The sequence below is a fragment of the Fructobacillus americanaquae genome (assembly GCF_024029775.1).
Lineage (GTDB): Bacteria > Bacillota > Bacilli > Lactobacillales > Lactobacillaceae > Fructobacillus > Fructobacillus americanaquae.
Map to the genome: position 1 here is coordinate 312861 of NZ_CP097122.1, position 13877 is coordinate 326737.

The window sequence follows — 13877 nt, forward strand, 5'->3', positions numbered from 1 at the left end:
TTGAGCGACAAGCATATCATTACTATCCATTAGGTTTAAAGACAGAAAAGCATGACCAGATTCTTGTGGGGGTAGCTGGTGTCGCGTCAAAATTTTATATGGACTATCGTCAGCATAAAGCTCCATATCCGCCAGCTGTTGCTGGTGTTGACCATCGGCATTGTAACGTTTTTTTCATTTCTTGACTACTCATATTACCGGAGTAACGGTTTAAATCGAAGTTCAAGTAGCCATAAGCGCTACCCTGAATATTGCCAGCCCATGACAGTGTTTCCATAAAGAACTTCGTCAGTAAAATTTTTGCCTCAGTCACCGCACTGCTATAGTGATTCAATTCATCACCTCGAACCAGTAAGTAGAGTGCATTGGGATCCTCTTGATCGTTGACCTTGGTTGCTTTTGGATAAATTGTAATTGGATAAAACGGGCTATCTGAATTTTTAAAGGACAAATTAGTGCCGTATTTTTCATTTAGCTGACTAACTGTATTCCCTAAGACCAAATCGACAATAGAACCAATATTCCCACTAACTGGCAAGCCCAAACCTTGCGACAAAATTTTGCTCAACCCTGGGATCGTACTGACTAACCGGTCAATGCCTAATGTTGCACTAAAATTCATTTCCGCCGCAAAACGGCTACTGTCTAAGTTAAGGGTCTTCAGAAATTCATTTGGATCAACACCAGCTGGTACCGCTACACGTAAGTAAACTCCGTATTGACCCTGGTCGTAGTTATTTGTCAACTTATCATGAACCATACCAACACTGAGAACATTGGCAACGGCACTGAGGGTTGCCTGCAACATTTTATAATAACGTTCCGAATTTAAAGATGACTCATTTGAAGAATAAATATTGGCTGTTAATGGCATGCCGCCGCCCAAGACAAGAGCATTTTGATTTGGGAAATAACTCGTTCTCGATGCTTTCTGCTCTTCACCAAGTAATGACCTGACTTGATCCGTTAATTTTTGGGTATATGAGTCATCAACCATTAATCGCATTTGGGAAACATTCGAGTAGTCATTTTTAGCACTGCCCAAGCCCAGTAACGAATTGTCTGGTTCACCAAAAATCATCTGGCCAGCTTTAGCAATGTGACGCTGGTCACTGTCTAACACGGCATCTCCACCGCCATTTAAATTCGGTTCGCTTGTTTTTAAAGATCTGACTAATTTTTCATAAGCATCAGTTGTTTGCTCATACAATGAAAGTAATGGTTGCTTGGCTAAATTAGTTTCTCCTAAGTCCTTTTCCTGAGCTTTTGTATTGGATGGCTTTTGGTTCTGCTCTGGTCCTTGTTTATCTGACTCCAGTTCTATCTTATCCGTACTCTTTGTCGTAGCGGTTGCCCCTAAGGTTCTTCCCGGACCCTGGTGACGACTCTCAGGGCGACGTTGATCAAAGAGAAAATTAGTATGATCATCATTACCTTCAGCTCTTGGTTCTTTTGATTACTTTCTGTTCCGGAAACATTCATCCCCAAGTCAGCTTGATTCCAATCCTTCTTGGCAGCTTCCGGATACTTTTTTTGCTCCCGATTGTCATTGACTTGAATATTTTGTGCCGTCTGAACTTCTGCAGCATGGCCGTTAATTTGGTAATGGCCATCTACCACAGTTAAAACACTCGAAACGAAGATAGTCGATGCTACCAACCAGGCGTGCCGCGATTGATAGATTGTATACTTGTTATTGATATCCATTATTTGCTATTCCTTTACTTTATTTGCTTTTATTACAATTTGATTATATAAGCAGTTTGTATAAAATACAAATTAATAAAATAAAGCGTTTTCTTTTAAAATATTAAAACAAAACTTTTGTTATCGTCTTGTTGGCATCCATAGTTAAGGAAGTCAGGCACTTAATTTTTATTTTTTATTAATTTAAATGAAGAAAATTAAAAAATAACAACAAAAAAAGATTGTCATCTGACAATCTTTTTCACGGATTCTTTATTCTGATTTGGAATACTCTACTTTTTTTCAGCTTTATTAGCCCAATACTGGAAGTAATCAACCCGCAACTGCCCGTTAAACAGTTTGCGCTTTTTCGTTGCTTTTTGGCCAAACACTTTTTCAAATGATAAATCAGAAGTTAAAATATACTTCGACCAGTAAGGCAAACGACTATAAACCGCTCCCATTTGCTGATAGAGACCCTCGGCTTCTTCGAGTTCCCCGAGTCGTTGACCGTATGGTGGGTTTGCTACTAAGACACCACGCTCTTCTTTTGTTTGCCAATCACCAGCAGCAAGGGTTTCAAAAGTAATGTCTTGCGACAAACCGGCATGCTTAGCGTTTTCTTGGGCAATTTTAACCATTCTCGGATCAATATCATAGCCGAAAATATTCAATGGCGTGTCGTAATCGGCCTGTTCTTCGGCCTCATCCCGAATCGTATCCGAAAGGCTATGATCAAACCAATCCATCTTTTCGATATCAAAGTCACGAGTCAGACCTGGTGCTAAGTTACGACCAATCAAAGCAGCCTCAATTGGAATTGTTCCAGAACCACAAGTTGGATCGACAAAGGGCAAGTCCTTCTTCCAATTGGTCAGGAGCACTAAGGCCGCTGCAAAGTTTTCCTTCAACGGTGCCGGTCCCTTTTCAACTCGGTAACCACGCTTAAAAAGCGACGGTCCGGTTGTATCCAAAGTCAACATGACTTCATCTTTAGTCACCATAACTTCCAATTGTGCAAAAAAGCCGGTTTCTGGCAGACGAGTTCGAACGTGAAAGGCTTCCTGCAAACGGGAGACAATCGCTTTTTTCGTAATTGACTGGACATCTGGCACCGAGTGCAAGGCTGATTTTTGTGAACGACCGGCGACAGGAAATTCCGAATCATAATTGAGGTAATCTTCCATTGGCAAAGCTTTGATCCCCTCGAAAAGATCATCAAAAGTTGTCGCATGAAAGGAACCAATCACAATTTTCACTCGGTCGGCGGTCCGGAGCCATAAATTAGCCCGTAAAATATCGGCCTGAGTCCCTTCAAAGAAAACTCGGTAATTTTCAACCTGAACATCAAAGCCCAGGTCTTTTAATTCTTGGCCTAAGACAGACTCTAAGCCCGCTGCAACTGTTGCCATTAAACGATATTTCTTTTCCATCATTTTCCTTTTATAATATAAATACTATGATAATCAGTGAATTCTTTGCCCTGACAACTTACCTACCAAATCAAACCGAAGTGTTTGGCCAAGTCAAAGACGACCGCGACCAAATCAGGCCCTTAGCGCAATTACGCTTTTTCAACCAACAAAGCGAAGTCGCCTTCGTTGTTGGGAAAAAACCATTGACGCTTGGACAATTGCAAACGAGACTGAGTCAAGTCAGCCCAAAAACAAAACTCGTTTGTCTGGTCGACCAGACTGGTCCCAGGCCACTATTAGGCTTTCACCAGGATAACCTCGGTCGCTTAATTTTACAATAAAACCGACCGACTCTCAGCCTGTCCATTCGTTTTCAACCATTTAGAGGTCATCTAACTTATTAGAGGTCATCTAACTTAAAGCTTGGCACAATTGGTTGCTTTTTTTCAGGTTGATTTTGGCCCTGACCATTGGCAGGTCTTGCTTGATAAACCACACCACGACGCTTTTCTTTAGCAATTTGGACCGCCTGGGGCGAAGTTAAATTATCACGTTGCCAATTCACCAGAATAGCCTCAATATAACGCAAACTCCGAGCATTGTTGGCTACTGCTTCTTGAATCGCCAAAACCATCATGTTTGGATCGAAATGATCTTGGTCAAACCACTGAGCCACCGTTTGCATTTCCAATGGTGACAGATTGCGGCCAAATTCGCCCTGTAAAATCCGAACCACTTCTTGACGACTTTTTTCACCGGCCGAAACAACATTATTGGCTGGTCTAAGCCCCTGACCATTGAGCAGGCGTTCGTAAAGTGGTAAGAAATCATAAATTTCGCCCTGACGTCCTTGACCGGCAACCTTCATTAAGCCTCGATCAACCATTGACATGAGCCGACTCACAACGGTTTTTTCTGTGGCCTTCATTATCCGGGCAACTACCTTCGGATCGGCCTGGTCACCTTGATCTTGAAGGCGTTTAACCTGCAAAAAAAGGACCAAATCATCATTATCAAAACCCAAATCTTGATAATGCACTAGTAAAGCGTTTTCAAGATTAGTGCTCCCAGCCTGCAAGAAGGCCTGTAATTTATTGTCCATCAAACCCTCCTCGTCAATCGTGACAAAAGCGCCCAAGAAACCCTTGGGCGCTTTTTTGTCTACTTTATGGACGCAAACGATGCGTCATCCGTGGAAATGGAATGGCTTCACGAATATGTTCTTCGCCAGTCACGAAGGTTACCATTCGTTCCAAACCAAGACCAAAACCTGAATGTGGTACAGAACCATATCTGCGCAAGTCTAAATACCAACCGTACTCATCCATGTCCAAACCTTCTTTTTCAATCTGAGCCTTCAAATAGTCGTAGTCAGTATCACGTTCCGATCCACCGATGATTTCACCATAGCCTTCTGGCGCCAACAAATCAGCGGAAATGACCACGTCATCACGATCTGGATGGCGCTTCATGTAAAAGGCCTTGATTGCCTTGGGAAAGTTGACAATAAAGACGGGCTTTTGAAAGTGGTTGGCCAAGAATGTTTCTTCAGGTGAACCAAAGTCAACACCCCATTCCACGTCAAAATCGTTTTCTTGCAACAACTTAATCGCATCATCATACGAAACACGTGGGAATGGTAACTGCGTATAAGAACGCAACAAGTCCTTGTCACGATTTAACAAGTCCAATTCCTGTTCATTTCTTTCCAAAACCTTTTCAATCAAGAAAGCAACATAGCGTTCCTGCAATTCCAAGGATTCATCCTGGTGCATAAAGGCCATTTCAGGCTCAATCATCCAGAATTCTGTTAAGTGGCGACGTGTCTTTGACTTTTCGGCACGAAAGGCGGGTCCAAAAGTAAAGACCCTTGAGAAGGCCATGGCACCCGCTTCAGCATACAACTGTCCCGTTTGTGATAGATAAGCTGATTGACCAAAGTAATCTGTCTCAAACAATTCGGTTGTTCCTTCAGGGGCAGACCCTGTCAGCAAAGGAGCATCCAACTTAATGAAACCTTCCTGGTTAAAGAATTCGTAAGTTGCTGCAATCAAGGTATTGCGGATTTTTAATGTGGCAAATGGCTTGATGTGGCGCAAGTAAAGGTGGCGTTCATCAAATAAAAATTCCGTACCATGTTCCTTGGGTGTGATTGGGTAATCATGGCTCTCACCAATGACTTCTAAGCCAGTAATGCTAATTTCGTAGCCAAATGATGACCGATCGTCTGCATGAATCTCACCGGTCACATACAATGATGTTTCCTGTTTCAAATCCTTGGCTAAATTAAACAATTCCTCTGAAACGTCAGCCTTGGCAACCACACCCTGGAAAAAAGCAGTTCCGTCACGCAATTGCAAAAAGGCCATCTTTCCTGACCCACGCTTTTGCCGTAACCAAGCACCAATTTTTACTGTTTGGCCGACATACTTCGGTGCATCAACAATTTGGATTGTTGGAATCGTTGTTTCACTCATAAATTATTCGGGCTAATGCCCGACTCCTCACATTTTACTTATTAACTTTATTATGATAAAAATTTTGACAGCCGTCAACTAGGACAAAAACCTACTGAACAAAAGCCATGATGCGGTCGAGGGCTTCATTAATTGTTTCTTGGTCTTGCGCATATGATAGGCGCAAATAGCCCGGCATTCCAAAACCTTCACCGGCCGGAATAGCAACGTGGGCCTGTTTTAAGAGCGCAGTAGCAAAATCAAGCGTTGACTTTAGGCCCAATTTGTCCAAAAGGTCTTGATCAACCTTAAAAAATAGGTAAAAGGCTCCTTCTGGTTTTTGCGCAACAGACAATCCTGGGATAGCTATCAGCTTAGCATATGTTTCATTTAAGCGACTTTCAAAGGTAGCCCGCATATCCTCAACCATCTTTTGGTCAACTGTTAGGGCAGCCAAGGCAGCGTATTGACTAACGGCGGCTGGATTAGAAGTCATATGACCCAAAAGCTTATTCATTTCGGCAATGATTTTTTCATCGGCAATCGTCCAACCAATACGCCAACCGGTCATCGAATAGGACTTTGAAACCCCATCGACAATAATCAAGCGCGAATTCTTGATTTTTTTCAAAACTAAAGCTGAAGTAAACGTCTGCCCATTGTAAACCAATTGGCCATAAATTTCATCAGACAAGAGGAAACTATCGTGAGCATCAGCCCAGTCCAAAAGAGCCAACACTTCGGCTCGGCTATAAACCTGCCCAGTTGGATTTGCAGGATTATTCAGGATAATCAACTTGACGGGTCCGGCTACATCATCGAGGTCTGCTGGCGTCAACTTCATCGCTGCCGTCTTAGGCTTCACGGTTGTGGCAACCCCACCCGCCAAACGAACCTGTTCAACGTAAGAAACCCAATAGGGTTCGGGCATGACAACTTGGTCACCAGGATTTAAGAGTACCTGCAGGATCGTGTACAAAGACAACTTGGCACCGGAAGTAACCGTCACCTGGTTAGCCGACAAGGCCTGGCCCGTTTTCTTAGTTGTTTGTTCAGCAATGGCCTCTCTTAATGGCAAAATACCACCAACGGGCGTATAGAAAGAAGTTTGGCCGCCTTTGATAGCTGCAATCGCCGCTTCACTAATGGCCTTTGGCGTCGTAAAATCAGGCTCCCCAACACCAAGGTTAATCACGTCGATTCCTGCGGCCGCCATCTGCTTCGCCTGTTTAGAAACGGCCAATGTGGCTGAGGGTTGGACGGCTTGAGTCCGTTTTGAAAAATCACTTGCTTGCAACATCATTTTCTCCCTAAATTCCATTAATTGCCCGATAAACGGTGCCGGTCTTGTAATCCATTGTCAAATAGTTCATGTCACCATTTTGGCTCTCGTAGATGATTTCCCAGACCAAAGTCTTTTGGTAAAGTGACAAGTTAGCCGAGTAAACCTTTTTTGGATTGTACTTGGCCTTAATCCGCTTTAATAAATCAGTCCGTGACAGACCATTGCCAAAATCAAAAGTGGTCACAGTACCATGCTGCCCCTGAACGAGCGCCACCTTTTGTTGCCCAGCACTATCCTGACCAAGAACGGCATAAACCATGCCATTGCGATCATCCACCGTGACATTATGTAGGTTGGTCAATGTGGTTTTTTGGCTAACCGTTTTTTGCACATTTGATTCAGCCTTGGCCATCGGCTGTAACGCCATGTAGGCGTAAGCATAAATAGCACCGGCTACAATCAGGAAAATTGTCACCAAGACGATTAAAAATTTAACCCAAGAAAACCGTTTGGGCCGGGCCATTCTGACTCGTAAGTTATCGTGAACTTCCATAAAAATTCTTTCTCCGATTTGTCATAACTATTGTTTATTATAGCAAAAAAATAGCCAAGAAATTGGATAATATCCGAGCTCATGGCTATTTAATCGTTATTCTGCTGGTGAAAGTTCAGTTGCTTCCTTAACAGTCTTGGCATAAGCAATGACTCGTTGCATTGCCTCTTCTAATTTTTCAGTCGAAGTTGCGTAAGAAATACGAATATGCCCCTCTCCCCCAGCGCCAAAGACGGAACCTGGTATCGTCCCCACCTGAGCCTTTTCACCTAATTCATAAACGAAGGCTTCGTCATCTTGTGGTAAAAAATCAGGAATCTTAGCAAAAATATAAAAGGCGCCCTTTGGTGTTGGTGCCGTAAAGCCCGCCTCCTGCAAGCCAGCCAGGACAATGTCGCGGCGCTTTTGATAGGTATCGCGCATTTTCTTTGGCGCGTCTTTAGCTACCGTTAAGGCAGCCAGAGCACCAGCCATCATTGGTCCTGGTGCCGTCGTCACAACACCGGAATGCGCCAGGCCAACCATCTTCATCAAGGCCTTTGGACCGGCAATAAAACCAACCCGGTATCCAGTCATCGCATGTGACTTGGACAAGCCACTAATCAAGATCGTTTGTTCAGGAATATATCTTGTAATCGACTGGTGTGTCTGGCCATAAGTCAACTCAGCATAAATTTCATCCGACAAAACTAAGACGTCCGTCTTCTTGATAGCTGCAGCAAGTTCCTGGAGCTCTTTTTCATCATAGGTAACACCCGTTGGGTTACCAGGAAAGTTCAACACCAATCCCTTTGCTTCGGGGTGTTCTTGAATTGCCTTTTCAAACATTTCCGCCGTAAACAAGTAGGAAGGTGCCGTGTTGATTTCGACCACCTTCAAGCCAAGACGCAAGGCTTCAGCTTGGTAAAAGCAAAATGTTGGTGTTGGTACTAAAATCGTTTCGCCGCGGTTAAAGAGTGCGGACAATGAATCATAAATGGCTTCTGAAGCTCCGATAGTCACTGAAATTTCACTTTTTGGCTCATAAATCGGGCCAGACAAGCATTCATGAATATAATCAGAAATGGCTTGACGTAAGGCTAAAGTTCCTTGTGAAGGCGCATAATGGGAGTCGTTATCATCAACTGCTTTTTTAACGGCTTCTTTGACGACATCCGGAACAGCAAAATCAGGCTCACCAAGGGTGAGTTTGATGATATCTGGAACTGCCGACAACTTAATGTCAACTGCTCTGATGGCCGCCGGTGGCACGATATCGAACAATTGGTTATACTGTTTCGACAAACTTTCTTTGACTTGAACCATGAAAACCACTCCTATTCTAAACAATTTTTTTACATTGCTTTGCACCATTCTACCATATTATTAGAAAAAAATTAGAGAACTTTATCTAAACCAATCTCTAGTCCAACAATTTCATTGACATTTCGAATCGAACGGGCAACACCGGTCATGAAAGACGAACGATTATTAGTTGATTGCTTTATTGTTAATGTTTCTCCAGCAGAACCAAAAACAACTGTTTCTTCGGCTAAGATACCTGGCAAACGCATCGCATGAATTGGCACTCCCTGACCTTGGTCACCACGAGCCAAGGCAGCCGAATGTGGAATAGCAGGTTCTTTTTGACGGGCAGAAACAATCAGATCAGCAGTCGCCTTTGCCGTCCCAGATGGTGCATCAACCTTATCCTCATGGTGAGCCTCGATAATTTCGGCAGCGGGCAAATATTTAGCCGCTTGGCCGGCAAATTGCATTAATAAGACTGCCGTCATTGAAAAATTAGGAACAACCAATGCCGATTGGTCGTTTTCCAAAGCCAACGCCCGTAATTTTTCCAAATCGTCTGCCTGTAAGCCAGACGTGCCCATCACCAAGTCAAAACCATGAGTTAAGGCGTATTGGCCATTTTCAAAGGCAGCTGCTGGATTGGTCACGTCAACCCAAACATCGGCACTGACATCAATGGCTGATAAGTCAGTAAAGGTTGGCACAGTCCTTGCTTGCTTTTTCGACTGTTGGTCCAATGCTTTTTTCGTCGTTAAGCGACCAGCCAATGAAAAATCGGCTTGTCCTTCAATCAGTTCTTCAATTGACTGACCCATTTTTCCTTGGGCTCCTGCGAGAAAGACGGTTTTCATGCGATAACTCCTTGTCGGCCTAATACGGCTTCTACTTCTGCTGTTTGCTGCTCAGTCAAAGGCAGCAATGGTAAACGTAACTGATTTTCAACCAAGCCCTGCTTAGCTAAGATGGCCTTCACAGGACTTGGCGATGGATGAGAGAACAAAACGTTCATCTTCGGCGTCAAAAAACGTTGGTACTGACCTGCCAAGGCCACATCACCAGCCTCAAGAGCCGTAAAGAGTGCCTGCATTTCCCGGCCATAAAGGTGGGAGGCGACTGAAATTGTCCCGGCACAACCAACAGCCTTCGCTGCCAATGTTTGGCTATCTTCGCCCGTGTAAACGGCAAAGTCCTCTGGCGCTTGATTGACCAAAACGGCCAAATCGTCGATCGAAGTCACTTGCTTCACCGCATTAATATTTGGGTGATGGGCTAAGAACAAGACAGAATCATTTGTCATCGAAACGCTTGACCGACCAGGGATGTTATACAACATCAATGGTACTTGGCTGGCATTGGCAATTGCCGTGAAGTGGGCAATCATGCCATCCTGATCAGGCTTATTGTAGTAAGGCGTAACCGCTAAAATACCAGTCACACCCTCAATTTGGCTTGCGATTTCGGCTAAAGCCACAGACTCTGTCGTATTATTTGTGCCAACATTGGCAATCACAGGTCCTCGACCGTCCACGTACTGGGCAAAGTGACGGTATAGGGAAAGCCGTTCTTCCGTCGTTAACGTAGGTGACTCACCGGTCGTACCACCGATAACAAAGCCCTCCGTTCCTTCATTCAATAACTTGTCCGTTAAACGGTCCAAGGCCTCATAGTCAATTTCATTCTGACTGGTAAATGGGGTAATTAATGCGGTAATTAAATTTGCTGTCATCATCAAAAGCCATCCTCTCTCATCTCTAGCTATAGCGACTGCTTGCATCTCTTTAATCATTTTTTAACTGGCAAGCTGAAAAATCAGTTTACCTAGGTATTAGCTACTGGCCCATTTGCTGGTTAAAATAAGCAACCATCGCTTGAACACCAGCATTTATGGCTCGTTCATCGGGATTTAACCGGGCATCATGGAGGCTGTGTTCGGGATCTCCAACCCCAAGCCAAAACATCGTGCCTGGAAACTGCTGGAGTAAGAAGCCAAAGTCTTCGCCAGTCATTGCTGGTTGTGCTTCAACAAAGTCAACTTCCGGATTTTCTTCCATGAAAGCCATCAAGGCTGCCGTGGTCTTTGGATTATTTTCAACCGGATAGTAACCACCCTGAATGAGTTCCAAGTTCATTTGAACATCACAGGCCACGGCAATTCCCTCCGCAATCGCGCGGACCCGTTTTTGCATCAGCTCCAAGTCTGTTTGGGTAAAGGCCCGAATTGTGCCGGCCAACTTAGCTTCACCAGCAATAACGTTGCCAATGGTACCGGCGTGAAAGGAACCAATCGTCACGACCCCACCATGGATTGGATTAACATTACGGGAAACCACGGTTTGCACCTGATTGACAAAGGAGCAAGCGGCAAGCAAAGCATCCTTTGCTTGCTGTGGATAAGCCGCGTGGCCACCCTGGCCAACAACTTGTAGATGAATCTCCGTTGTTCCAGCAAAGAGCGTTCCCATTTTGGTCGCAATCTGACCGGCAGGCAAAGCTGGCTGGTCATGCAAAGCGTAGAGCTCATCCGGTTTAAAATCACCCGTGAGCGCACCGGCTTCATACAAACGTTTACCCCCAGCCTCGGATTCCTCAGCCGGCTGAAAGATAAAAATGAGATTATCTTTCGGCTGATTTTTCGCAAAGTAAGCCAAAATTCCCAGTGCAACCGTCATATGAATATCGTGGCCACAGGCATGCATCACACCTGGATGCTTTGAAGCAAAGGGTAAGCCCGTTTCTTCCTTAATGGGTAAGGCATCAATATCAGCCCGGTAACCGATTGTTTTTTGCGGATGCATCCCTGCTAAGCGAACTAGCAAGGCCGTTTCAACTTCCGGCACCTCTTTGATTGTTAAGAAGTCACTGGCAAAGGTGGCAATTGTTTTTTTCAAATATTGTTGCGTTTGCACCTCGTGCAAGGCCAACTCTGGAATGGCGTGTAAGTCACGCCGAACCTGCACTAAATTAATGGTTGAATCGGACATCAAAGCCTCCCTTTCATGGACCATGAAACTATCTCTCTAATCGGCTAAGGCGCGCGGCCAGCTCCCAGACTTTTGCAGCATCCCCCTTGTTTACAAATCGCGTAAGGCAGCAACCAAGGCCGTCTTTTGCTCAGTTTGAGCATCAATTTGCTTAATGACCCTAGCCGGTACACCGGCAACAACGGTTTTTTCAGGCACGTCTTCTGTCACGATCGCACCGGCGGCCACAACCGCTCCGGCACCAACTTGAACCCCTTCAATGACCACTGCGTTGGCACCAATCAAAGCCCCATCACCAACACGAACAGGTTCTGCTGAAGCAGGTTCAATCACACCCGCTAAGACGGCACCGGCACCAATGTGGCAGTTCCGGCCAACTTCAGCTCGGCCACCTAAGACAGCGCCCATATCAATCATTGAGCCGGCACCAATTTTGGCACCAATATTAATTATTGCCCCCATCATGACGACAACCTGGTCATCAATTTGAACTCGGTCACGAATCAAAGCTCCTGGTTCAATCCGGGCATTCAAGTGTTGAGTGTTCAACAGCGGCACCCCGGAGTTACGGGCAATTAATTCAACATGGTAGTCAGTAATGGCTGCTTGGTTGTCGTCCAAAATTGTTTGGATAACTTGCATATCACCAAAGACACTGCCAGTCTTCTCTCCAATAAAGGCTTGTACATCATTTGGCCATGTAATTTGAGTCAAATCACCCGCTAAGGTCACCTTGGCCGGTGTCTTCTTTTGAGAAGTTGCCAGATAGTTAATAATCGCTGCTGTGTCCATTTCAGTCATGTTTTGTTTTCCTTTTCCGGTTATTTTCTTTTTATTTAAATCCCATTGTTTCTTTCAGCCAAGCAAGGCAGGTTAATAAAATTAAGCATGCCCTACATACGCTTTTTTACCACTTACCAGGTAATTGGTAAGGCCGGTCATGGCTGGTTAAATCAGCTAGACTTTCGCCCCTAACTACCAGTTGTGAAAGGCCGTTTTCAACAAAAACCACGGCCGGTACAGGATTGCGGTTGTAACGAGAAGCCATGGAATAACCATAAGCACCTGTATTCAAAACAGCTACCAAGTCGCCTGGCTCAGTGACGGGCAACTCCTGGTCCTGAATCAAGACATCGCCTGACTCACAATACTTACCAACTAAGCGAACATGTTCTGCCGGCTTTCCGTGAACATTGTTGGCCAAGACTGCCTGGTAGTCGGCTTGGTAAAGAGCCGGACGAATGTTATCACCCATCCCCCCATCAACAGCCAAGTAAGTCCGAACACCCGGGATATCCTTTCGTGAACCGACGGTGTACAAACTGTAACCGGCCGGTCCGGCAATTGATCGACCCGGTTCAATACAAATATCTGGTTGACGCATGCCCTTTTGAGCCGTTTGTTCCTGAACGCTGTTCAGCAATGCCAAAACGAGCTCTTCTGGTAAACGTGGCTGATCAGCATCCGTATAGGCGATTCCAAAGCCACCACCAAGGTCCAATACTTCTGGTTGGTAATCCCAAGAAGCACACAGGTCAACTAATTTCTGGCCGGCCAATTCAAAACCGTCTTCTTCAAAAATCTGAGAACCAATATGAGCCGATAAACCAAGGAGGTGCAAGCTTTGATCATTTTCAGCCAATTCATATGCCCGCTTAGCTTGACCGGATTCCAAATCAAAGCCAAACTTAGAATCAACTTGACCGGTTTGAATGTAATCGTGAGTGTGGGCTGAGACTCCTGGAACCACACGCAAGATGACGTTTTGCTGTCCCTTTCGGTCCGCCATTACCTGATGTAAAAGATCAAGTTCCAAAAAATTATCAATAATAATCGTGCCGACTCCGGATTCAACAGCAAAGGTTAAGTCAGAAAGTGACTTGTTATTCCCGTTATAGGAAACATTGTCCATCGGAAAGCCCGCAGCCACCGCTGTAAAAATTTCACCGGCGGAAACCAGGTCTAGGTGCAGACCTTCTTCAGCAACCACCTGATACATTGCCTGACAAGCAAATGCTTTTGAAGCGTAGGCAACGGCTCCTTTTTGACCAGCTTGGTCAAAGGCCTTCTTAAAGGCGCGCATCTGCTTACGCATGGTCAATACGTCATAAACGTACAATGGCGTTTGATATTCCTTGGCCAAATCAGTGGCTAACACGCCACCAATGATGAGCTGGTCTTGGTCATTTACTTGCAAGTGGTTTGACATAA

Annotated in this window: 14 protein-coding genes; 1 reads left to right on the forward strand and 13 read right to left on the reverse strand. The window is 44.8% G+C overall.

The features are described 5' to 3' along the window. Nucleotides 1-109 precede the first annotated feature (109 nt). The 3 genes from M3M36_RS01355 to M3M36_RS01365 form a co-directional block, all read right to left on the reverse strand. On the reverse strand, nucleotides 110-1210 hold the full coding sequence (locus tag M3M36_RS01355) for a hypothetical protein (protein WP_252774077.1): 1101 nt from the start codon (nucleotides 1208-1210) through the stop codon (nucleotides 110-112). 146 nt (nucleotides 1211-1356) lie between these two features. Further along, nucleotides 1357-1707 (reverse strand): hypothetical protein, encoded by a 351-nt coding sequence (locus M3M36_RS01360; protein WP_252774078.1) that lies wholly within the window; start codon nucleotides 1705-1707, stop codon nucleotides 1357-1359. Between the two features lie 272 nt (nucleotides 1708-1979). After that, entirely contained in the window at nucleotides 1980-3119 is a 1140-nt protein-coding gene (locus tag M3M36_RS01365; RefSeq protein ID WP_252774403.1) for a THUMP domain-containing class I SAM-dependent RNA methyltransferase, read from the reverse strand. Between the two features lie 26 nt (nucleotides 3120-3145). Between M3M36_RS01365 and M3M36_RS01370 the strand changes: the two genes are divergently transcribed. Next, on the forward strand, nucleotides 3146-3442 hold the full coding sequence (locus tag M3M36_RS01370; protein WP_252774079.1) for a hypothetical protein: 297 nt from the start codon (nucleotides 3146-3148) through the stop codon (nucleotides 3440-3442). Nucleotides 3443-3501: 59 nt separating this feature from the next. Here the strand turns inward: M3M36_RS01370 and M3M36_RS01375 are convergent, their stop codons facing one another. The 10 genes from M3M36_RS01375 to lysA form a co-directional block, all read right to left on the reverse strand. Continuing rightward, on the reverse strand, nucleotides 3502-4203 hold the full coding sequence (locus M3M36_RS01375) for a DnaD domain-containing protein (protein ID WP_252774080.1): 702 nt from the start codon (nucleotides 4201-4203) through the stop codon (nucleotides 3502-3504). Between the two features lie 64 nt (nucleotides 4204-4267). Further along, entirely contained in the window at nucleotides 4268-5578 is a 1311-nt protein-coding gene (asnS, locus tag M3M36_RS01380) for an asparagine--tRNA ligase (protein ID WP_252774081.1), read from the reverse strand. Nucleotides 5579-5669: 91 nt separating this feature from the next. Next, a complete protein-coding gene (locus tag M3M36_RS01385) occupies nucleotides 5670-6857 on the reverse strand; it encodes a pyridoxal phosphate-dependent aminotransferase (RefSeq protein WP_252774082.1) in 1188 nt (395 codons plus the stop codon). Between the two features lie 10 nt (nucleotides 6858-6867). Beyond that, complete coding sequence (locus tag M3M36_RS01390; protein ID WP_252774083.1) at nucleotides 6868-7395, reverse strand: hypothetical protein; 528 nt, start codon at nucleotides 7393-7395, stop codon at nucleotides 6868-6870. A 96-nt stretch (nucleotides 7396-7491) separates the two neighbouring features. After that, nucleotides 7492-8700 (reverse strand): aminotransferase class I/II-fold pyridoxal phosphate-dependent enzyme, encoded by a 1209-nt coding sequence (locus M3M36_RS01395; protein WP_252774084.1) that lies wholly within the window; start codon nucleotides 8698-8700, stop codon nucleotides 7492-7494. A 71-nt stretch (nucleotides 8701-8771) separates the two neighbouring features. Then, nucleotides 8772-9536 carry a 4-hydroxy-tetrahydrodipicolinate reductase gene (gene dapB, locus M3M36_RS01400; RefSeq protein WP_252774085.1) on the reverse strand — a complete coding sequence of 255 codons (765 nt, stop codon included), beginning with the start codon at nucleotides 9534-9536 and terminating at the stop codon, nucleotides 8772-8774. Next, complete coding sequence (dapA, locus tag M3M36_RS01405; RefSeq protein ID WP_252774086.1) at nucleotides 9533-10414, reverse strand: 4-hydroxy-tetrahydrodipicolinate synthase; 882 nt, start codon at nucleotides 10412-10414, stop codon at nucleotides 9533-9535. The genes dapB and dapA overlap by 4 nt, the downstream gene beginning before the upstream one ends. A 100-nt stretch (nucleotides 10415-10514) precedes the next feature. Further along, on the reverse strand, nucleotides 10515-11666 hold the full coding sequence (locus tag M3M36_RS01410; RefSeq protein WP_252774087.1) for an N-acetyldiaminopimelate deacetylase: 1152 nt from the start codon (nucleotides 11664-11666) through the stop codon (nucleotides 10515-10517). A gap of 90 nt (nucleotides 11667-11756) precedes the next feature. Continuing rightward, nucleotides 11757-12467: a 2,3,4,5-tetrahydropyridine-2,6-dicarboxylate N-acetyltransferase gene (dapD, locus tag M3M36_RS01415; RefSeq protein ID WP_252774088.1), complete on the reverse strand. Its 711-nt coding sequence runs from the start codon at nucleotides 12465-12467 to the stop codon at nucleotides 11757-11759. 106 nt (nucleotides 12468-12573) lie between these two features. Continuing rightward, nucleotides 12574-13875, reverse strand: a complete 1302-nt coding sequence (gene lysA, locus M3M36_RS01420; RefSeq protein WP_252774089.1) for a diaminopimelate decarboxylase — start codon at nucleotides 13873-13875, stop codon at nucleotides 12574-12576. Nucleotides 13876-13877: the final 2 nt, after the last annotated feature.

What these genes read in the sequence shown, in the direction of transcription:
- M3M36_RS01360 (WP_252774078.1), bottom strand. Translation starts at nt 1,707, where the DNA reads ATGGATATCAATAACAAGTATACAATCTATCAATCGCGGCACGCCTGG.
- M3M36_RS01365 (WP_252774403.1), bottom strand. Translation starts at nt 3,119, where the DNA reads ATGGAAAAGAAATATCGTTTAATGGCAACAGTTGCAGCGGGCTTAGAG.
- M3M36_RS01370 (WP_252774079.1), top strand. Translation starts at nt 3,146, where the DNA reads ATGATAATCAGTGAATTCTTTGCCCTGACAACTTACCTACCAAATCAA.
- M3M36_RS01375 (WP_252774080.1), bottom strand. Translation starts at nt 4,203, where the DNA reads ATGGACAATAAATTACAGGCCTTCTTGCAGGCTGGGAGCACTAATCTT.
- asnS (WP_252774081.1), bottom strand. Translation starts at nt 5,578, where the DNA reads ATGAGTGAAACAACGATTCCAACAATCCAAATTGTTGATGCACCGAAG.
- M3M36_RS01385 (WP_252774082.1), bottom strand. Translation starts at nt 6,857, where the DNA reads ATGTTGCAAGCAAGTGATTTTTCAAAACGGACTCAAGCCGTCCAACCC.
- M3M36_RS01390 (WP_252774083.1), bottom strand. Translation starts at nt 7,395, where the DNA reads ATGGAAGTTCACGATAACTTACGAGTCAGAATGGCCCGGCCCAAACGG.
- M3M36_RS01395 (WP_252774084.1), bottom strand. Translation starts at nt 8,700, where the DNA reads ATGGTTCAAGTCAAAGAAAGTTTGTCGAAACAGTATAACCAATTGTTC.
- dapB (WP_252774085.1), bottom strand. Translation starts at nt 9,536, where the DNA reads ATGAAAACCGTCTTTCTCGCAGGAGCCCAAGGAAAAATGGGTCAGTCA.
- dapA (WP_252774086.1), bottom strand. Translation starts at nt 10,414, where the DNA reads ATGATGACAGCAAATTTAATTACCGCATTAATTACCCCATTTACCAGT.
- M3M36_RS01410 (WP_252774087.1), bottom strand. Translation starts at nt 11,666, where the DNA reads ATGTCCGATTCAACCATTAATTTAGTGCAGGTTCGGCGTGACTTACAC.
- dapD (WP_252774088.1), bottom strand. Translation starts at nt 12,467, where the DNA reads ATGACTGAAATGGACACAGCAGCGATTATTAACTATCTGGCAACTTCT.
- lysA (WP_252774089.1), bottom strand. Translation starts at nt 13,875, where the DNA reads ATGTCAAACCACTTGCAAGTAAATGACCAAGACCAGCTCATCATTGGT.